General features: G+C 75.2%; 16 protein-coding genes. 8 read left to right on the top strand and 8 right to left on the bottom strand.

What is annotated here, in order from left to right:
* Positions 1 to 100 precede the first annotated feature (100 nt).
* Positions 101 to 931, bottom strand: coding sequence for an ATP-grasp domain-containing protein (locus ACGRHY_RS23680; RefSeq protein WP_394637323.1), 831 nt, complete (start codon positions 929 to 931; stop codon positions 101 to 103).
* 165 nt (positions 932 to 1,096) lie between these two features.
* Between ACGRHY_RS23680 and ACGRHY_RS23675 the strand changes: the two genes are divergently transcribed.
* Positions 1,097 to 1,291, top strand: coding sequence for a hypothetical protein (locus tag ACGRHY_RS23675; RefSeq protein WP_394637322.1), 195 nt, complete (start codon positions 1,097 to 1,099; stop codon positions 1,289 to 1,291).
* 167 nt (positions 1,292 to 1,458) lie between these two features.
* A complete protein-coding gene (locus ACGRHY_RS23670; RefSeq protein WP_394638176.1) occupies positions 1,459 to 3,024 on the top strand; it encodes a hypothetical protein in 1,566 nt (521 codons plus the stop codon).
* A 59-nt stretch (positions 3,025 to 3,083) separates the two neighbouring features.
* Here ACGRHY_RS23670 and yczR read toward each other — a convergent pair whose 3' ends face one another.
* Positions 3,084 to 4,619, bottom strand: a complete 1,536-nt coding sequence (gene yczR / locus ACGRHY_RS23665; protein ID WP_394637321.1) for a MocR-like transcription factor YczR — start codon at positions 4,617 to 4,619, stop codon at positions 3,084 to 3,086.
* A gap of 98 nt (positions 4,620 to 4,717) precedes the next feature.
* On the opposite strand from yczR, the gene yczE reads away from it, so the two are divergent.
* The 4 genes from yczE (at position 4,718) to ACGRHY_RS23645 (ending at position 8,418) form a co-directional block, all read left to right on the top strand.
* Positions 4,718 to 5,464: a membrane protein YczE gene (gene yczE, locus ACGRHY_RS23660; protein ID WP_394637320.1), complete on the top strand. Its 747-nt coding sequence runs from the start codon at positions 4,718 to 4,720 to the stop codon at positions 5,462 to 5,464.
* The gene (locus ACGRHY_RS23655; RefSeq protein WP_394637319.1) at positions 5,461 to 6,246 is read left to right on the top strand and encodes a glycerophosphodiester phosphodiesterase family protein; all 786 of its coding nucleotides are present in this window, start codon (positions 5,461 to 5,463) and stop codon (positions 6,244 to 6,246) included. Before yczE ends, ACGRHY_RS23655 begins: the two co-directional genes overlap by 4 nt.
* 92 nt (positions 6,247 to 6,338) lie before the next feature.
* Positions 6,339 to 7,775, top strand: coding sequence for an MFS transporter (locus ACGRHY_RS23650; RefSeq protein ID WP_394638175.1), 1,437 nt, complete (start codon positions 6,339 to 6,341; stop codon positions 7,773 to 7,775).
* Positions 7,776 to 8,040: 265 nt separating this feature from the next.
* A complete protein-coding gene (locus ACGRHY_RS23645; RefSeq protein WP_093656502.1) occupies positions 8,041 to 8,418 on the top strand; it encodes an RNA polymerase-binding protein RbpA in 378 nt (125 codons plus the stop codon).
* A gap of 98 nt (positions 8,419 to 8,516) precedes the next feature.
* Here the strand turns inward: ACGRHY_RS23645 and fxsA are convergent, their stop codons facing one another.
* The 5 genes from fxsA to ACGRHY_RS23620 all read right to left on the bottom strand — a co-directional run bounded on the left by fxsA (position 8,517) and on the right by ACGRHY_RS23620 (position 14,441).
* Complete coding sequence (gene fxsA, locus ACGRHY_RS23640; protein ID WP_394637318.1) at positions 8,517 to 9,149, bottom strand: FxsA family membrane protein; 633 nt, start codon at positions 9,147 to 9,149, stop codon at positions 8,517 to 8,519.
* A gap of 1 nt (position 9,150) precedes the next feature.
* Positions 9,151 to 9,921, bottom strand: a complete 771-nt coding sequence (locus tag ACGRHY_RS23635; protein WP_394637317.1) for a polyprenol monophosphomannose synthase — start codon at positions 9,919 to 9,921, stop codon at positions 9,151 to 9,153.
* Positions 9,918 to 11,732 carry an apolipoprotein N-acyltransferase gene (lnt, locus tag ACGRHY_RS23630; protein WP_394637316.1) on the bottom strand — a complete coding sequence of 605 codons (1,815 nt, stop codon included), beginning with the start codon at positions 11,730 to 11,732 and terminating at the stop codon, positions 9,918 to 9,920. The genes ACGRHY_RS23635 and lnt overlap by 4 nt, the downstream gene beginning before the upstream one ends.
* A gap of 550 nt (positions 11,733 to 12,282) precedes the next feature.
* Complete coding sequence (locus ACGRHY_RS23625) at positions 12,283 to 13,932, bottom strand: amidohydrolase (protein WP_394637315.1); 1,650 nt, start codon at positions 13,930 to 13,932, stop codon at positions 12,283 to 12,285.
* A 68-nt stretch (positions 13,933 to 14,000) separates the two neighbouring features.
* Positions 14,001 to 14,441 (bottom strand): Lrp/AsnC family transcriptional regulator, encoded by a 441-nt coding sequence (locus ACGRHY_RS23620; RefSeq protein WP_394637314.1) that lies wholly within the window; start codon positions 14,439 to 14,441, stop codon positions 14,001 to 14,003.
* 205 nt (positions 14,442 to 14,646) lie between these two features.
* Here ACGRHY_RS23620 and ACGRHY_RS23615 point away from each other — a divergent pair, with 205 nt between their 5' ends.
* A complete protein-coding gene (locus ACGRHY_RS23615; protein ID WP_394637313.1) occupies positions 14,647 to 15,048 on the top strand; it encodes a hypothetical protein in 402 nt (133 codons plus the stop codon).
* 279 nt (positions 15,049 to 15,327) lie between these two features.
* Here ACGRHY_RS23615 and ACGRHY_RS23610 read toward each other — a convergent pair whose 3' ends face one another.
* Complete coding sequence (locus tag ACGRHY_RS23610) at positions 15,328 to 16,500, bottom strand: acyl-CoA dehydrogenase family protein (RefSeq protein ID WP_394637312.1); 1,173 nt, start codon at positions 16,498 to 16,500, stop codon at positions 15,328 to 15,330.
* A 217-nt stretch (positions 16,501 to 16,717) separates the two neighbouring features.
* On the opposite strand from ACGRHY_RS23610, the gene ACGRHY_RS23605 reads away from it, so the two are divergent.
* Positions 16,718 to 18,463 (top strand): bifunctional 3'-5' exonuclease/DNA polymerase, encoded by a 1,746-nt coding sequence (locus ACGRHY_RS23605; protein ID WP_394637311.1) that lies wholly within the window; start codon positions 16,718 to 16,720, stop codon positions 18,461 to 18,463.
* The last annotated feature ends 24 nt before the right edge of the window (positions 18,464 to 18,487 follow it).

Raw genomic sequence — 18,487 nt, 5'->3', positions numbered from 1 at the left:
GAGTCCGCGAATATAGCGAATGCGGGGTTCGTTCACCAACCCCGGGCCGCTGTCCCGCTGCCCCCCTTTTTTCCGTTGAAGCCGCGGGGGCCGCCGCCCCTCAGGTCAGCAGCGTGTGCAGCGAGGCGGTCATCGCGACTGCGAACGCTTCCCTCGTGCCCGCGTCCACCCGGTCCAGCGACAGGTAGGGGTTGAGGTCCTCCAGCTCCACGAGCAGTAGCTCCCCCTCCGCCGTGCGGCAGGCGTCCACACGCTGGATGCCGTGGTCGACGGCGTTCCAGTCCACGAACCGCTGGGCGAAGGCGAGGTCGTCCGCCGTGGGGGCGTACGGCTCCAGCTCCCACCGCCGCGCGGGGTCGGGGGCGTAGAGGGCGTACTGGAACGAGCGGTCGACGAAGTAGAACGAGACCTCGTGGCGGAAGACGATCCTCGGCTGGACCAGCAGGCCGGCGTCGGACCCGAGGGCGAGTCCGGCCAGCCGGTCCGCGGGGACGACCTCCAGACCGATGGAGTCGGCGCCGAGCTCGGGCTTGACGACGTACTCGGCCGCCGGCGGCAGCCGGTCCAGGTCCTCGCGGCGGTCGACGGTGGGGATGACCGGCTCCCCCGCCGCGCTCAGCTCGGTCAGGTACCGCTTCCCGGCCATGTCCGCCCTGCCCGACAGCTCGTTGAAGACCCGGGTCCCCCGCTCCAGCGCCCGGACACGGAAGTCCTCCCAGGCGTCCCGGTGGTGCAGCACGGGACCGCTGTTGCGCACCACGACCGCGTCGAAGGCGTCCATCAGCGCCGCCGCGTCGCGCGGGTGGCAGAGCGCGACCCGGAAGTCCTCGCGCAGGCGGGCCGAGAGGCGGATGTCCTCGTCGCCGTAGCGGCGGCCCCGGGCCTCGTAGGAGAGGTCGGTGACGTAGAGCAGTGCGGGTTCGCGGCGCATGGGTTCCCGTTCCCTGTCGCGTGTCGGCTTCCGGGAAGCCATCCCCCGGACGGAGCGGAGGAAATGTACTGATATCACCCTTCCGCCGCTTTCGGCACTCCGGACGCTCTGTGAAGCTTGAGGGACACACGGTGACAAACCCATCGCCACACAGGGAGTTGACCCATGGTGCTGTCGATCTCCGGTGTCCTGCTGCTCGGAGTGATCGTCTTCCTGTTCTTCCGCAAGGACAACCTCAAGCTCTCCCACGCCATCGTGTGCGCGCTCTTCGGGTTCTACCTGGCGGGATCGGCGATCGCACCCGGCATCCAGGCGGGCGGGGCCACCCTCGCCAACCTCATCGGAAACATCCCCTTCTAGGCGTCCCTCCCGGCGCGGCGTCCTGCCCGGCGCGGCCTCCCGGCGCCCCTCCCCGGTGCACCCACCGGACCCCCACACCCACGACCCTCAGGACTTCGAGCCCCAGGGCTCCGGACGGCAGGAGATTCGGCGTGGCCTGGCGGCCCTTCCCCCCGGCACTCACCCCGCTGCACGCTTCCCATCCCCACCCCCATCCCCACCCCGTACCGGGCGCCGCCCCGCCGGCCCGCGGGCGGGAACTGCGGCGGGCGGCCGCGGAGCACGCCCTCGACGCACTGCACCTGCCGGCCGTGGCCGCCCGCGGGCTGGGCCGCCTCGCCTCCGCGGGGCGGCGCCGCTGGGAGCGCACCCCCCGGGAGCGGCGGGGGCCGGTGCTGTTCGCCGTGACCGCCTGCCTGCTGGCGCTGTGGCTGACCCCGTACGGGCCGCTGCTGGGGGCGGTCGCCCTGGCGGGCGCCGCGCTCCGGCAGGGCCGCGACCGGTCCCCGGACACCGCCGGAGCCGAGCCGGGCGAGGCCGAGCGCGCACGGCTGCAGACCCTCTACGAAGCACTGGTGCCGCATCTGTCGCTCGCCGACGACCCCCGCCCGCAGCCCCTGTACGCCCACGACGGCGACTGGCGGCGGGCCTTCACCGGCTTCGCGTTCGCCGGGGAGGGACGGCTGGCCCGGCTGCGGCTGCGCTACCCGCCGCACTTCGGCGACGGCGATCCGGAGTCCCGCGCGCGCCTCCAGGAACTGCTGTGCGCCAAGGCCGGCCGGGGCCGGGAGTACCACTTCGCCTGGGAGGAGGAAGTGGGCGAGCTCACCCTGACCGCGCTGCCACCGCTGCCCGCCGGCGTCTGCGCGCAGCGCTTCGTCACCGCGCCCGGCGAGACCGTGCTCGGTTTCACCGACCTCCACACCGTCCGGCGCACGGTGCCGGTGGTCGCGGAGGGCGGCGAGCGGCGGGACGTGCCCCCGGTGGTGTGGCGTACGGGCCCGCGCTCCACCGAGCCTCACCTGCTGGCGCTGGGCCACCCGGGGTCGGGGACGACCACGCTGCTGCGGTCGGTCGCCCTCCAGGCCCTGCGGCAGGGCGAGGTGCTGGTCGTGGACGGCGGCGGAGCGGGTGAGTACGCGTTCCTGGCCGGGCGCGGCAGGGTACCGGCGGTGGAGTCCACGCCGGCCGGCGCGCTGTCGGCGCTGGAGTGGGTGGTGCGGGAGACGGAGCGCAGGCTGCTGGCCGCCAACCGGGTCCGCCAGACCGGGCGGGACGCGCCGGAGGACCTCTGCCGCCCGCTGTGGGTGCTGGTGGACCGGCCCTCGGTGCTCAGCCACCTGGCCCGCGCCGAAGGCCAGCGCGACCCGCAGGACCTGCTCCAGGTGCCCCTTCGGTACGGGCGCGCGGTGCGGGTGACCGTGGCGCTGGCCGACCAGTTCGAGGGCGCGGAGGAGCTGACCGGGGCCGTCCGCGCGTACACCCGGGCACGGGTGGTGCTCGGTGCGGCGACGCCGCAGGAGGTGCGGGCGGTGCTCGGTGCGGCACCCTCGACCACACCGCCGCCCGAGGTCCCCCCGGGGCGCGGTTACGCCCGGCTGGGCTCGGGACCCGTGCACCGCCTGCAGGTGCCCGCCGCCCCCGACCCCTTCGACGAGGAGGCGGCCGAGCCGCAGCGCCGGGCGGTCCTGGAACTGCTGCCGGAGCCGGTGGCCGGGCCGCCGAAGGCCCCGGCCCGGCGGCCGGTCCGCTGAGGCTCCGTCGCCTGAACCACCGTCGGCCCCGCCGCGCGGGCGGCGGGGCCGACGGTGGTTCAGGCGACGGAGCTGCGCGGGATGTCGCCCCCCGCGCTCCGCCCGTCGGCGACCAGCCGCGCGGCCGCCGCCAGCCGGGCCGCGGCCTCGGCGGCCACGGGGCCGGAGACCGTGAACGGCAGCCGCACATAGCCCTCGAACGCGCCGTCCACCCCGAAGCGCGGCCCGGAGGGGACTCGCACGCCCAGCCGCTCGCCCGCCTCGGCGATCCGCGAACCGGACAGATCACCGGTGCGCGCCCACAGGGTGAGGCCGCCGCGCGGGACGGTGAACCCCCAGTCCGGGAGGTGCTCCCGGAGAGCCCCGGTGAGGGCGGCGCGGTTCTCCCGGGCCCGCTCGCGGTGGACCTCCATGGCCCGGTCCCAGCCGCTGTCCCCGCCTTCCTGCCCACCGCTCCGCCCGCTGCCCTCCACCAGCAGCCGGGCGACGGCGAGCTGCTCCAGCACGGGGCTGCCCAGGTCCGCGTAGACACGGGCCGCGACCAGGCTGCGGATGGTCTCGGGCGCGGCCCGGATCCAGCCGATGCGCAGGCCGGCCCAGATGGCCTTGCTGGCCGAGCCGACCGTGACGACGGTGGAGCCGCCCGGGTCGAACGCCGAGACCGGGCGGGGCATCGGCTTGCCGGGCGGGGCGTCGAGGTCGAGGCCGGCCATGGTCTCGTCCGCCACCAGCACGGTGCCCGCGGCCCGGGCGGCGGCCACGAGTTCCCGGCGCTGCTCCTCCCCGGCCAGCGCACCGGTGGGGTTGTGGAAGTCGGCGACGACGTACGCCATCCGCGGCGCGGCGTCCCTCAGCACCCGGCGCCAGGCGGGCAGGTCCCAGCCGGTGAGCCCCTCGCCCATCGCGACGGGCACCAGCCGGGCGCCCCCCTCGCTCAGCAGGCGCAGCACGTTGGCGTACGAGGGGTGCTCGACGGCGACGCGCTCGCCGCGCGGCGCGAACAGCGCGCGGATCGCGGCCACCGCGCCCATGGCGCCGGTGGTGATCATGATCTGCTCGGGCATCGTCGGGACGCCGCGGGCTGTGTAGCGGTCGGCCAGGGCCTGGCGCAGGACCGGCAGCCCCGCCGGGTAGTCGCCGTGGGTGTGGGCGTAGGGAGGCAGATCGGCCAGGGCTCCCTGGAAGGCGCGGGTGAGCCAGGGCTCGGGGGCGGGAAGGGCGGCACAGCCCAGGTCGATCATGGTCCCGGCCGCGTCGGGGGGCAGGGGCGCCAGCCCGCCGGACGGCAGGGGGTTGCCGGCGGGCAGGGCCGTCCAGCTTCCCGCGCCGCGGCGCGACGCCAGGAATCCGTCGCCGCGCAGCGCCTCGTACGCGGCGGCCACGGTGGTGCGGCTGACGGACAGGGCCGCGGCCAGTTCCCGCTCGGCGGGCAACCGGGCGGCGACGGGGACGCGGCCCTCCAGCACCAGCAGGCGCACTCCGTCGGCGAGGGCCCGGTAGGCGGGCGTCCGCCGCGCTCCGCCGGCCTCGGAGCGGTGGGAGGAGAGGAGACGGGCGAGCTGCGGCGCTCCGACCGCCGAGGTCCACTGAGCCATCGGTTGAGTCCACCTTCTCGGGATTGGCCATGTCCGGGAACCGCTTACGGGCCACAGAGTGTCACGCATCGATCCAATGCGCCAGAAAGGACGGCTCCTTGTCCGGTTCCAGAGATTCCAGATGTCCCAGGGATCCGGGCGGTTCCGCCCCGCCCGCCGGCCGCCGTCCCGGACGGCGCCTCCCCGACCGCCTCGCCCGCCGCCTCGTACGGCTCTACGCCGGTCTGGTGCTCTACGGGGCCAGCCTGGCGCTGATGGTCCGCGCCGACCTCGGCCTCGGCCCGTGGGACGTCTTCCACCAGGGTGTCTCCGGGCACACCGGGCTGACCATCGGCACCGTGGTGATCATCACCGGCGCGGCCGTGCTGCTGCTGTGGATACCGCTGCGGGAGCGGCCCGGCCTGGGCACCGTCTCCAACGTGGTCGTGGTGGGTCTGGCCATGGACGCCACCCTGGCCCTGCTGCCGGAGCCGGGGGCGATCGCGCTACGGGCGCCGCTGCTGGTGGGCGCGGTGGTGCTGAACGGGGCGGCGACCGGCCTGTACATCACGGCGCGCTTCGGGCCGGGCCCGCGCGACGGCCTGATGACCGGCCTGCACCGGGTCACCGGGCGCTCGGTGCGCCTGGTGCGGACGGGCATCGAAATGGCCGCCCTGGCCACCGGCTTCCTGCTGGGCGGCACCGTGGGCGCGGGCACGGTGCTCTACGCCCTGGCGATCGGGCCGCTCTCCCAGTTCTTCCTGAGGGTCCTCGGCGCACCCGCCCGCGCCGGGGGCGGCACCGCGGACGGCTCGGCGGACCGCCCGCAGGAACACCGGCGGCGTCGCGCCATACTGCGTCCATGACGGCACCGGCCCTCCGCGCACCGCGCCCCGACCATCCCTTCTTCGACCACCCCGCCCCCCTGGCCTTCGCCCACCGGGGCGGCGCCGCCCCGGGGGCGGAGAACACCCACGGCGCCTTCGCCCGGGCGGTGGAACTGGGCTACCGCTATCTGGAGACCGACGTGCACGCCACGGCGGACGGGCAGCTGGTCGCCTTCCACGACGCCACGCTGGACCGGGTCACCGACGGCAGCGGGGCGATCGCCTCCCTGCCGTGGGCGCGGGTGCGGCGGGTCCGGGTGGGCGGCGGCGAGCCGGTGCCGCTCTTCTCCGACCTGCTGCGCGCCTTCCCCCGCGCCCGCTGGAACATCGACGTCAAGGCGGACGCCGCGCTCGCCCCGCTGCTGGAGATCCTGGACCGCGCCGACGCCTGGGACCGGGTGTGCCTGGGGGCCTTCGACGAGTCCCGGGTGGCCCGGGCCCGGCACCTGGCGGGCCCGCGGCTGGCCACCTCGCTGGGCACACGCGGTGTCCTGGGCCTGCGGCTGCGCTCGTACCGCCTGCCGGGCGCGGTCGGCCGCGGCGCGCTGTGCGCGCAGGTCCCGGTGCGGCACGGCGGGATACCGGTGGCGGACCGGGCGTTCGTCCGCCACGCCCACCGCAGGGGTCTCCAGGTGCACGTGTGGACGGTCAACGATCCGGAGCGGATGAGGGCGCTGCTGGATCTGGGCGTGGATGGCATCATGACCGATCACATCGAGACACTGCGCACGGTGCTGGCCGAGCGGGGGGCCTGGATCTGACGTCCGGCGGCCGGGCGGCACGGGCCGCTCCCCGCCCGCGACCCGCGTCTGCGCACGGGACGAACGAGGGGGCGCGGGTGGGCACCGAGACCGTGGCGGGGGCCGGGGGCGCCGGGGACGCCGGAGGAGCGGCGAGGAGCGCGGGCGGCGGCACGGAGGGCGCCGGTGACACGAGTGGCGCGGAGGGCTTCGCCGGGGCCGCCGAGCGGCGCCGCGAGCAGCGCGGCTGGTACTTCTACGACTGGGCGGTCTCCGTCTTCTCCACCAGCGTGCTCACCGTCTTCCTCGGCCCCTATCTGACCTCGGTCGCCGAGGCCGCGGCGGACGGCGCCGGCTACGTCCACCCCCTGGGCATCCCGGTCCGCGCCGGCTCGTACTTCGCCTACACCGTCTCCGTCTCGGTGCTGCTGTCGGTGCTGGTGATGCCGCTGGCCGGGGCGATCGCCGACCGGTCGGGCCGCAAGAAGCCGATCATGGGCGTGTTCGCCTACCTGGGGGCGGCGGCCACCACGGGGATGTTCTTCCTGGAGGGCGACCGCTATCTGCTGGGCGGCGCGCTGCTGGTGGTGGCGAACGTCTCCTACGCCACGGCCGTGGTGGTCTACAACTCCTTCCTGCCCCAGATCGCCACCCCCGGGGAGCGGGACGCGGTCTCCTCCCGGGGCTGGGCCTTCGGCTACGCCTCCGGGTCCCTGGTGCTGGTGGCCAATCTGGCACTGTTCCTCGGGCACGAGTCGCTGGGTGTGGACGAGGGCACCGCGGTGCGGATCTGCCTGGCCTCGGCGGGCCTGTGGTGGGCGGTCTTCGCGATCATCCCGCTGCGACGGCTGCGCGAGCGGCCCGCCGCGCACGCCCGCGGCGGTCCGGCCGGCGCAGGGATGTCCCTGCGGGGCGGCTGGCGGCAGCTCGCCGGGACACTGCGCGATCTGCGCCGCTACCCGCTGACCCTGATGTTCCTGCTGGCCTACCTGCTCTACAACGACGGTGTGCAGACGGTGATCACCCAGGCCTCGGTCTTCGGCGCCGGAGAACTGGGGATGGACCAGACCACCCTCATCGGCGCGGTCCTGCTGGTGCAGGTCCTGGCGGTGGTGGGGGCGCTGCTGCTGGGGCGGCTGGCGGTGCGCTACGGCGCCAAGCGCACGATCCTGGGCTCTCTGGTGGCGTGGACGGCGACGGTGGGCGCCGGATACGTGCTGCCCGCGGGCGAGCCGGTGTGGTTCTTCGTGCTGGCCGCGGCGATCGGAATGGTGCTGGGCGGCACGCAGGCGCTGTCGCGGTCGCTGTACGCGCAACTGGTGCCGCCGGGCAAGGAGGCGGAGTACTTCTCGCTGTACGAGGTGAGCGATCGCGGCACAAGCTGGCTGGGACCGCTGGTGTTCGGGCTCACCTACCAGCTCACCGGCAGCTATCGGGACGCGATCATCTCACTGGTGATCTTCTTCGTTCTGGGTTTCGTCCTGCTGTCGCGGGTACCGATCAGACGAGCGGTGGCGGCGGTGGGCGCCGCTGCGCCGGATCGGATTTAGGCCATCGGCCGAAGGGCGGGTAGTGTACGCCTGCAACTCGCCGGATGGACCGTTACCGCACGCCAAGGATAGGCGAACGTTACGTTACCTCCCTTGTGGGATGTGACAAAGCGGGCGGCTGCGGGTACCGCATATCCGACGAGGCAGCGGCACGACGGGCGACGCATGTCCCAGATCGGGAATCTTCACCGCCGACCGGACGTTGAACGGATGACGACGACAGCGACACCTGTCCTGTGGGCGACAAGCCCGGGAGGCACGATTCATGAGTGAGCGAGCTCTGCGCGGCACGCGACTCGTGGTGACCAGCTACGAGACCGACCGCGGTATCGACCTGGCGCCGCGCCAGGCCGTGGAGTACGCATGCCAGAACGGTCATCGGTTCGAGATGCCGTTCTCGGTTGAGGCCGAGATTCCGCCGGAGTGGGAGTGCAAGGTATGCGGCGCCCAGGCGCTCCTGGTCAACGGCGAGGGGCCCGAGGAGAAGAAGGGCAAGCCCGCGCGTACGCACTGGGACATGCTCATGGAGCGGCGCACCCGTGAGGAGCTGGAGGAGGTGCTGGCCGAGAGGCTGGCGGTCCTGCGCTCCGGGACCATGAACATCGCCGTGCACCCGCGGGACAGCAAGCGCAAGTCCGCCTGACGGCGGCACGCGGCGGGAGCACGCGGGCGAGGGGCCCGACCACCGGCCGGTGGTCGGGCCCCTCGCCCGCGTCTGCGTCCGTGCGCTCCTCCCGCCCGCTACCCGTCCTCGCCGCGGCGGGCGTCGCGCTCGTCGTCGCGCACGACCTCTCCCTGCACCACCCTGCCGTCGGGCCGGTGGATGCGGAACTGCTCCTCCGCCGTACGCGCCTGCCGCAGGGAGTCCCCCAGGGACCCGGGGGCGAAGCCGGTACGACGGCCGAGCCGGCGCTCCACGCCGCGGCGCAGCAGCACGGCCGTCGGCGGGAAGACGCACAACAGCCCGGCAGCGTCCGAGATCAGACCGGGCAGCATCAGCAGCAGGCCGCCGAGCATGGCCAGTCCGTGCCCGCCGCGGTCCGCCCGCGGTCCGGGGCGCGGCTCGGCACCCGGCTGAAGGCTCTCGACGGTTTCGACCAGACCGCGCCAGGCTCGGCGTCCCGCGCGCTTGACGACCGCGGCGCCGAGTACCGCCCCGGCGACCAGGACGGCCAGGACGGCCAGTCCGTTCGCGGCGTCCGCCAGCAGGATCAGCAGCCAGATCTCCAGGATCACGAAGGCCGCCAGCCCCAGGGGCGCGAGGCCGCGCCCGGGACGGCGCCGGGGCCCTGTGCCGGGGGATCCCGGGCCTCCCGGCCCGGGCCGGGAGTGCCGCGGAGGGGGCTCGTACGGGTACGGTGCGCCGGTCGTCATGTCATCCAGTGTGCCTGCGGCCGAGCACCTGGTTCACACGGGACCGCACACCCCAGGCGGTGACCCGCCACATCGCCTCGGCCAGGATGTCGCGGCTCATCTTGCTGTCGCCGCGCTCGCGCTCGACGAAGGTGATGGGAACCTCCACCACCTGGAACCCGGCCTGCACCGCCCGGTGGGCCAGATCCACCTGGAAGCAGTACCCCTGGGAGGCGACGTCGTCCATGCCCAGCCCCAGCAGGGTCTCCCTGCGGAAGGCCCGGTAGCCGCCGGTGACGTCCCGCACCGCCATGCCGAGCACCGTCCGGGAGTACATGCTGCCGCCGCGGGAGAGGAACTCGCGGGACCTGGGCCAGTTGACCACCCGCCCGCCCGGCACCCAGCGCGAGCCCAGCACCAGGTCGGCGCCCTTGAGCGCGGTCAGCAGCCTGGGCAGCTCCTCGGGCTGGTGGGAGCCGTCCGCGTCCATCTCGACCAGGACGTCGTAGCCGTTGTCGATGCCCCAGCGGAAGCCCGCCAGGTAGGCGGCGCCCAGCCCCTCCTTGCCCTCCCGGTGGAGGACGTGGACCCGCTCGTCCCGCGCCGCCATCTCGTCGGCGGCCTTCCCCGTGCCGTCGGGGCTGTTGTCGTCCGCGACCAGGACGTGGGCCTCGGGGGCGGCGGTGCGCACTCTGGTGACGATCGGCCGGATGTTGTCGACCTCGTTGTAGGTCGGGATGATCACAAGGACCCTGCCGAGCGGATCCCTCCGGCGCTGCCCCGCGTCGTTCACTGCTGCCGCCTCTTCTCGTCCGTCCTGTTCACCCCGTGTGCCCGCCCCCGTCGGCCGGTCGCGAGGGCCGCGGCGCAGGACAGGACGCCCACCATAGCGAGCACCCACTCCGGTACGGGGCCGATCCGGTCGGCGGGGGTGGTCTCGTCGCGCAGCGGGAGGTCGGCGGTGATCACGTCCTGTGTGAACTCCTCCGTGCGCTGCCCGATCGTGCCGTCGGGGGCGACGATCGCGCTGATGCCGCTGGTGGCGGCGGTGACCACGGCCCGCCCGTGCTCGACGGCCCGCAGCCGGGACATGACCAGCTGCTGCTCGGGCTGGCCGGTGTTGCCGTAGGTGGCGTTGTTGGTCTGGATCACCAGCGCGCGGGCGCCGTCGTTGACGGTGTCGCGCACGATCTCGTCGTAGGCGACCTCGAAGCAGATGACGTCGCCGAGCCGGGCGGGGCCGACGTCCATCACCCCGGTGCTCTCGCCGGGCCAGAAGTCGCGCGGGACGCGCTGGAGGCGGGTGATGACCTTGCTGAGCTGGTCGCGGTAGGGAACGTACTCGCCGAAGGGCACCGGGTGCTGCTTCGTGTACGAGGCTCCGGGGCCCGCCTCGGGATCCCAGACGATGCCCTGGTTCTCGACGTAGCCCTCGCGCTCGGGGTGGCCGACGAGGGCTCCGACGAGGACGGGGACGCCCACGGCCTTCGTCGCCCGGTCGATGGCGTCGTACGCCTGCGGGTACCGGTGCGGGTCCAGATCCGAGGCGTTCTCCGGCCAGATCACCAAATCGGGCCGCTCCTCCCGGCCCGCCTCCACGTCCTCGGCCAGCTTCAGGGTGGCCTCGACGTGGTTGTTGAGGATCAGCATCGGGCGGCCGAGGAAGTCCATGCCGGGCTGCTGAACGTTGCCCTGGACGACGGCGATACGGACGGTGTCGGCCGCCGCGGTGCGGACCGGCACGGCGTGGCCGGCGGCGGTGACGGCCGCCGCCAGGGCGGCCGCCCCGGCGGCGGCGAGGGCCGGGCGCACCGTACGGGGGCCGCCACCCGCCGGGGCGGCGGTCCCCTCGGCCCCGCCCGTTCTCCGCCGTCGGCGGGCGGCGGCCGCGCCGTACGGGACGGCGGCGGCGAGCAGGGTGCCGGTCAGCGCGACGGCGAAGGTCACCAGGGGTGCGCCGCCCAGAGCGGCCAGCGGCAGGAACGGCGAGTCGGTGACGGCGAAGGCCAGCCGCCCCCAGGGGAAACCCCCGAAGGGGATACGGTCACGCGCCCACTCCTCGGCCACCCACAGGCAGGCGCCCCACAGCGGCCACAGCGGCAGCCGCGAGGTCGCGGCCAGCGCGGCGCCCATCGGGACGAAGAACAGCGACTCGACCAGGGACAGGCCGAACACCGCGTCCCGGCCGATCACGTGGAGCCACTTGAGCAGCACGAGGAAGAACGGCAGTCCCATGGCCAGACCGAGCCAGGCCCCCTGGCGGGCGGTACGCCCCCGGGTGAGGAGGGCGAGGGCTGCGACCGCGGCGATCGACAGCGGCCACAGGCCGTACGGGGGGAAGGCGGCGGCCAGGGCGGCACCGCTCACCGCCGCCGCCACCGTGCGCCACGCCCCGCGGCGTGCCGACCGGGCCAGGCGGACGGGAAGCCGGGGCGCTGTGCGGGTCCCGGCTTCGCCGGCGGCCGGGCCGGGGGCTCCTCCGGCCGCGGCGCGGTCCGGGGTGCCGGCCGGAACGGTCGTACGGCGGTGCGGCGGCTCGTCCGGACGGTCGGCGGCCGCGCCGCCGGTCTCGGCTTCGGCGGTGGTCTCGGGACCCGATGGCACGGTCGCGGCCTTTCTCGCAGGTCGTGCGGTGACGAGCCCGACCGTACAACGCCCGGCGGCTTCCACGGGTACGGGGTGGGGCGGATGCGGAGATTCCGCACAGGGGTGGGACGGGCGGCCCGCGCGGACCGCGGGCCGGACAGGGGCCTCCTCGGGATCGGGGCCCGGCGCCCTTCGGGCCGACCTGGGACCCGCTGGCTGCGGATCGGCCGAAAGTCGTTGTCTACTGAGCCTCCGGGCCCCACCCGGGTCGCACCGCCGACCAGCCGGGATCGCTCCGTCCCCGTGCCGCGGACGCTGGGTCTGGCTCCCGGCCGTACGCCGGTGCGACGCACCGCCCATGACCCAGCTCGCTCGACGACTGTGCGCGGAGGATCCCCGGTCGGACGTCCTGTGGTGGACCCGGCCGAACCTACCCGCCGACCGCCACAGCCTGTCAACACCCTCACGACCTGCGGCGTTTCTTCAAAGCAGCAGGTCAGTACCGAGAGAGCCACCGTGGGAGGGCAGACCTCGGGGACATCGTTCGGCGGTATGGGCCCGTCCCCCGTCACCCGTTCGAGTGTTCGTAGACCGTCCGTCCCCCGACCACCGTCCGCAGGCAGAGGGGCAGCGGGCGGTCCGGGCCGAGGTCCGGCAGACCAGGGGTGCCCGAGCGCGGGTCGGTGGACCAGGCGGCGATCCGGCCGTCGGGCACCTGCACCACCAGGTCGCCGGTGCGCCAGACCGCGTAGTCGGCCGGGGCTCCGGGTACGAGGACGCCGGCGTCGTCGCGGCCGACCGCCCGCCAGCCGCCGCGGGTGTGGGCGGTGAAGGCGGCACGAACGGAGATCCGGTGTCCGGGGGTGCGGTGGAAGGCGGCGGCGCGCAGGGTGCCCCAGGGGTCGAGCGGGGTGACAGGGCTGTCGGAGCCGAGCGCCAGGGGCACACCGGCGCGCAGCAGGGCGGCGTACGGGTTGAGGGTGCGGGCGCGTTCGCGGCCCAGGCGACGGACGTACATGCCCTCCTCGCCACCCCACGCGGCGTCGAAGGCCGGCTGGACGGAGGCGGTGAGGGCGAGCTCGGCGAAGGCGGCGATGGTGGCCCCGGTCAGCATCTCGGCGTGCTCGACGCGGTGCCGGGCGGCCCGCACGCGTTCCAGGCCGACCCGTTCGGCTGCCGCGCGCACGCCCTCGGTGACGGCGGTGAGGGCGGCGTCGCCGATGGCGTGGAAGCCGGCCTGGATCCCGGCCTCGGTGCAGGCGGCGACATGTGCGGCGACGGCGTCGGCGTCCAGGTGGCCGGTGCCGCGGTGGCCGGCGTCGGCGTAGGGCTCGTGCAGATGGGCGGTGTGGGAGCCCAGGGAACCGTCGGCGAAGAGGTCGCCCGCGGCGCCGAGGGCGCCGAGCTCCCGCACCCGCCGCGCGCCTTCGGGGGAGGTGATGTGCTCGGCCCAGTAGCCGAAGACGCGGGGTCCGGGCTCGGCGGCGGCCAGCTCCAGCAGGCCGGTGAGGTCGTCCTCGCTCGAGATCTCCGGCCCCGCGCACTCGTGGAGGGTGCCGATGCCGCGGGAGGCCGCACGGCGCAGGGCGGCGCGCTGGGCCTCGGTGCGCTGGGCGGGGGTGACGGAGGCGTGGGCGACGGCGCGCACCGCGTGGTGGGCGTCGCCGGTCAGGGCGGCGTCGGGGGCGTAGCCGGGCAGTTCCGTGATGCCGGGGGCGCCGGGGACGAGGTCGAGCAGCGCGGTGGTGACCAGCGCCGAGTGGACGTCGACGCGGGTGAGGTAGAGCGGCCGGTGGCCGGCGGCCTCGTCGAGTTCGGCGCGGGAGGGCAGCCGCTGCCCGGGCCAGGCGGCGGCGTCCCAGCCGTGGCCGAGCAGGATCCGGTCGCCGGGACGGGCCCGGGCGTGCTCCCGTACGCGGTCCAGGACCTCGGCCGGGGAACCGGCACCGGCCAGGTCGAGGCCGGTGAGCGCCAGGCCGGTCGCGGTGGCGTGGACGTGGGCGTCGGTGAAGGCCGGTGTGACGAGCGCTCCGTCGAGGTGGACCACCTCGTCGACGCCGTCGGCGAAGGAGTCCGCGGCCCCTTCCGAACCGACCCAGGCGATGCCACCGCCGTCGACGACCATGGCGGTGGCGAAGGGGTCGGCGGGGCTGTGGACCTCGCCTCCGCGCAGGAGGACGGTGCGGGGGCGGCCGAGGGGAGCCGTGCTGTCGCTCATGGCTGCCAGTCTCCCCCTCCCCCGCCGCCCCCGGCCGCCGGGGTCGCCCGTACGCGGCGCGGTGGCCCTCACACGCGGGGCGGCCGGGCCTCGTAGGGGGTGGACAGCACGACGGTGGTGCGGGTGGAGACCCCCGCCAGGGAGCGGATGCGCGCCAGCAGGTGCTCCAGTTCGATGGGGGTGGCGACCCGGACCTTGAGGATGTAGTTCTCGTCGCCCGCGACGCTGTGGCACGCCTCGATCTCGGGCACCTCGGCGAGCCGGTCGGCGATGTCGTCCGGGGCGCTGGGGTCGAACGGCTTGACCGAGATGAAGGCGGTCATGGTCAGCCCGACCGCCTCGGAGTCGACGACGGCCGCGTAGCCGCGGATGACACCGCGCTGCTCCAGCCTGCGAACGCGCTGATGCACCGCCGAGGTCGACAGGCCGGTGGCCCTGCCCAGGTCGGTGTAGCTCATCCGCCCGTCTCTGACGAGCAATTCCACGATGCGACGATCCAGCTCCTCCACGACAGGCAACCTACTGCGCCGGGCGCACCACGGCACACCGTTCGGCCTGTCGGCGACCCCGGGGCGCGAGCATGTGACGAACGCCACACTCGCGCTCCCGTGTCCGGGAGGGCGCGGAGATTACGGAAGGGCGACGGAGGGAAATGCTTGCTGTGGCCGGGACTCCCTCGATCGGACACCCGGCAGCCCGTCCAAGGGGGATTGCATGCGCAAGGTGAAGTCGCTCCACGCCGGTCACCCGGACACCGAGGCCCACGAGGAGAGTGCCGAGGCCTACGACGCCCACGAGACCTACGAGATCTTCCGGGTGGTCTGCCCGGACTGCGCGCAGCCGATAGCGCTGCTGGCGGACGAGGAGAAGCTCCCCGAGCACGCCCTGTGCCCGACTCCGTGGAATCCCTTCGGCCTGACGGTGTGCCAGGGCTCGGGGCGTCCGGTGGAGGACGCCGGGCCCGAGGGCTCCGGGCACGAGACCCGGGAGCAGGACGCCGCGACGCTGCTGACGCTGCCCGAGGGACTGCACTGGCGGATGCAGCCGTTCTCCCACGTCGGCGGCCCGGGTACACACCCGATGCGCGTTCCGCACGGGCGGCATCCGCGCCACTGACGGCTCGCGCCGCCCCGCGCGGGCCGGGCCGCGGTCCCGGCCCGGCCGTTCCCCGCCGACCGGTGGGAGAGCCTGAGCGCCACCTCCGGGAAGGGGTACGGGTATGTGGTGCGGGAGCCTGTGGCACGGCCCGCCGCCGGCCGCGCCCCGGCGGAGCCGACGGGCCCGGCGGCAGCGGAGCAGCGGAGCCGGCACGCCCCCGCCGAGGGCGGCGGGAAGGCGGCGTGGGGCCGGCGGTCCGCCCCCGGGGCCGTTCGGCGGGGCGGACCGCCGGTACGTTCAGCGGCTCTCGGGACCGGCCAGGTGGCGTGCGATGACCACCCGCTGGATCTGGTTGGTGCCCTCGACGATCTGCAGCACCTTGGCCTCCCGCATCAGGCGCTCGGCCGGGTAGTCGCGGGTGTAGCCGTAACCGCCGAGGAGCTGGACGGCGTCGGTGGCGACCTTCATGGCCGTGTCCGTGCAGAACAGCTTGGCCATCGCGGCCTGCCGGGCGAAGGGCTCCCCGGCGTCGCGCAGCCGGGCCGCGGTCAGGTACAGGGCGCGGCCGGCCTCGATCTGGGTGGCCATGTCGGCCAGCATGAACCGCACCCCCTGGAAGTCGGAGACGGGGCGGCCGAACTGGTCGCGCCCGGCGGTGTAGGCCAGGGCCTCGTCGAGGGCGGCCTGGGCGACCCCGATCGCACAGGCGGCGATGCCGAGCCGGCCGGAGTTGAGGGCGTCCAGGGCGATGGCGAAGCCCTGCCCCTCCTCGCCGATCCGGCGGCTGTCGGGGACGCGGACCCCGTCGAAGTGGACCTGGGCCGTCGGCGACCCGCCCATCCCCATCTTGCGCTCGGGGGCGGCGGCGCCGAGTCCCTCGGCGTCGCCCGGGACGAGGAAGGCGGTGATGCCGCGCGGTCCCTCTCCCCCGGTGCGGGCCATGACGGTGTAGAAGTCGGCGATGCCGCCGTGGGTGATCCACGCCTTGGTGCCGTCGATCACCCAGTCGCCGCCGTCGCGGACGGCGCGGGTGCGCAGCGCCGCGGCGTCGGAGCCGGAGGAGGGCTCGGACAGGCAGTACGCGCCCAGCAGCCCGCCGGTGAACATCGCCGGAAGGTGCTCGGCGCACTGCTCCTTGGAGCCGTAGCGGGCGAGTGCGTGGCAGGCGAGGGTGTGGACACTGACACCCAGGCCCACGGTGAGCCGGGCCGCGGCCAGCTCCTCCAGGATCTGCAGGTACACCTCGTAGGGCTGCTCGCCGCCGCCGAACTCCTCGCCGTAGGGCAGGGAGAGCAGGCCGGACTCCGACAGCAGGGCGAAGGTCTCGCGGGGGAAGCGGCCGCTCTCCTCCTCCTCGGCCGCGGCCGGCCGGATCTCGCGCTGGGCGAGTTCGCGAACCAGGGTGAGGAGGTCGCGGGCCTCCTCGGTGGGCATCCGGCGTTCCACCGGCTGGGGGCCGTACTGGGTCATCGCGGCGCTCTCCTCCCTGTCGGGGGCTGCGGCGGCGGGCGCTCGGGGTGGGGCGCCGCCACCGGGAAGTGGTGGTACCGGCCGATGTCGCTCCTCGGGTCGCGAGAGCGGCTGACCAGCGGCTGTGGCGATTGGAGTATGCCCGATCGGCGGCCCCGCGTCACCGCGGGGCGAAGACCGCGGCCGGTTGTCGGTCCGCGCTGCCACACTCCACCGTATGCGGGACGGCCACGGCCCCGGGCGAAGGGGCGGACGGGAGCGGGGGAGCGCGGCGCGCTGGGCGGTGGCGGTGACCGACGAGGGCGCGACCCTGCTGTGTCCGCTGGACGGGCAGGGGCGCGCGGCGGGCCCGGTGGTGACCGGGCCGGACGTGGCGCGGGCCGTGGCGGAGCGCACCGCGTCCGGCCCGGTCACCCGGTGGGTGTGGCGGTCGACGGCGCAGGTGTACCCGCGGCTGCTGGAGGCCGGGGTGCGGGTGGAGCGGTGCCATGACGTCGAGGCGTGCGAGGCGCTGCTGCTGGGCCACGAGGGCCGGTGGGGCGAGCCGCGTTCGCTGTCGGCGGCCTGGGCGCGGCTGCACCGGGCGCCGGTGCCGGACGACCCGCCGCTGCCCGCGGCCGACCGGCAGCCCTCGCTGTTCGCGCCGGGCCCGGTGCCGCTGCCGCCGGACACCGATCCGCTCGCCGCCCTGCTGGAGGTGTACGCCGGCCAGTTGCGGCGGGTGGAGGCGGCCGGACGACCGGAGCGGATGCGGCTGCTGCTGGCGGCGGAGTCCGCGGGGACGCTTGTGGCGGCGGAGATGAACCGCGCGGGGGTGCCCTGGCGTGCGGACGTCCACCGGGAGCTGCTGCGGGAGCTGCTGGGCGAGAGCTACCCGGGCGGCGAGCCCGCCCGGCTGGCGGAGCTGGCCGAGGAGGTCTCGCGCGCCTTCGGGCCGGGGGTGCGGGTGCGGCCCGATCTGCCGGCGGACGTGGTCAGGGCGTTCACGCGGGACGGGATCCGGCTGTCCTCGACCCGGGCGTGGGAGCTGCGGAAGATCGACCACCCGGCCGTCGCCCCGCTGCTGCGCCACAAGACGCTGTACCGGCTGCACACCGCGCACGGCCGGTCCTGGCTGCGCACCTGGGTGCGCGACGGCCGCTTCCATCCCGGGTACGTGCCCGGCGGCTCGGTCACGGGCCGCTGGACGAGCAACGGCGGGGGCGCGCTGCAGATCCCCAAGGTGGTGCGGCGCGCGGTGGTGGCCGACCAGGGATGGCGGCTGGTGGTCGCCGACGCCGACCAGATGGAGCCCAGGGTGCTGGCCGCCGTGTCCCGCGACCGGGGGCTGATGGAGGTGGCCGGAAGCGGCCGGGACATGTACTCGGTCCTGTCGGACCGGGCGTTCGGCGGCGACCGGGACCGGGCCAAGCTGGCGCTGCTGGGCGCGGTGTACGGGCAGACCTCGGGGGACGGCCTGCGGCACCTGGCGGACCTGCGGCGCCGCTACCCGGCGGCGGTGGCGTACGTGGACGAGGCGGCGCGGGCCGGCGAGGAGGGCCGGCTGGGGCGCACCTGGCTGGGGCGCACCTGCCCGCCCTCGGCCGCCCGGGAGGCGGATCCCGGCGACGGCGGGGCCGGCCCGCCCGGCCCGCCCGAGCCGGACGCGCCGGGCCCCTCCGGCGGCGGCGCGGCCCGGGCCCGCGGCCGGTTCACCCGCAACTTCGTGGTGCAGGGCAGCGGGGCCGACTGGATGCTGCTGGTGCTGGCCTCCCTGCGGCAGTCCCTGGCCGGGATGCACGCCGAGCTGGTCTTCTTCCAGCACGACGAGGTGATCGTGCACTGCCCCGCGCGGGAGGCGGACGCGGTGGCGGAGGCCGTCCGCGCGGCGGGCGAGCGGGCGGGCCGGGCGGCCTTCGGCGAGACCCCGGTGCGCTTCCCGTTCACCACGGCCGTGGTGGAGTGCTACGCGGACGCCAGGTGAGCGGAGTCACGGCGGTGTACCCGG

The organism is Streptomyces shinuiensis (genome assembly GCF_043660855.1).
Lineage (GTDB): Bacteria > Actinomycetota > Actinomycetes > Streptomycetales > Streptomycetaceae > Streptomyces.
The sequence above is the reverse complement of the archived record's forward strand: the minus strand, read 5'-3'. Positions and strand labels throughout refer to the sequence as shown.

Coding starts and splice junctions, on each gene's coding strand:
- ACGRHY_RS23680 (WP_394637323.1), bottom strand. CDS start 931: ATGCGCCGCGAACCCGCACTGCTCTACGTCACCGACCTCTCCTACGAG.
- ACGRHY_RS23675 (WP_394637322.1), top strand. CDS start 1,097: ATGGTGCTGTCGATCTCCGGTGTCCTGCTGCTCGGAGTGATCGTCTTC.
- yczR (WP_394637321.1), bottom strand. CDS start 4,619: ATGGCTCAGTGGACCTCGGCGGTCGGAGCGCCGCAGCTCGCCCGTCTC.
- ACGRHY_RS23655 (WP_394637319.1), top strand. CDS start 5,461: ATGACGGCACCGGCCCTCCGCGCACCGCGCCCCGACCATCCCTTCTTC.
- ACGRHY_RS23645 (WP_093656502.1), top strand. CDS start 8,041: ATGAGTGAGCGAGCTCTGCGCGGCACGCGACTCGTGGTGACCAGCTAC.
- fxsA (WP_394637318.1), bottom strand. CDS start 9,149: ATGACGACCGGCGCACCGTACCCGTACGAGCCCCCTCCGCGGCACTCC.
- ACGRHY_RS23625 (WP_394637315.1), bottom strand. CDS start 13,932: ATGAGCGACAGCACGGCTCCCCTCGGCCGCCCCCGCACCGTCCTCCTG.
- ACGRHY_RS23615 (WP_394637313.1), top strand. CDS start 14,647: ATGCGCAAGGTGAAGTCGCTCCACGCCGGTCACCCGGACACCGAGGCC.
- ACGRHY_RS23610 (WP_394637312.1), bottom strand. CDS start 16,500: ATGACCCAGTACGGCCCCCAGCCGGTGGAACGCCGGATGCCCACCGAG.
- ACGRHY_RS23605 (WP_394637311.1), top strand. CDS start 16,718: ATGCGGGACGGCCACGGCCCCGGGCGAAGGGGCGGACGGGAGCGGGGG.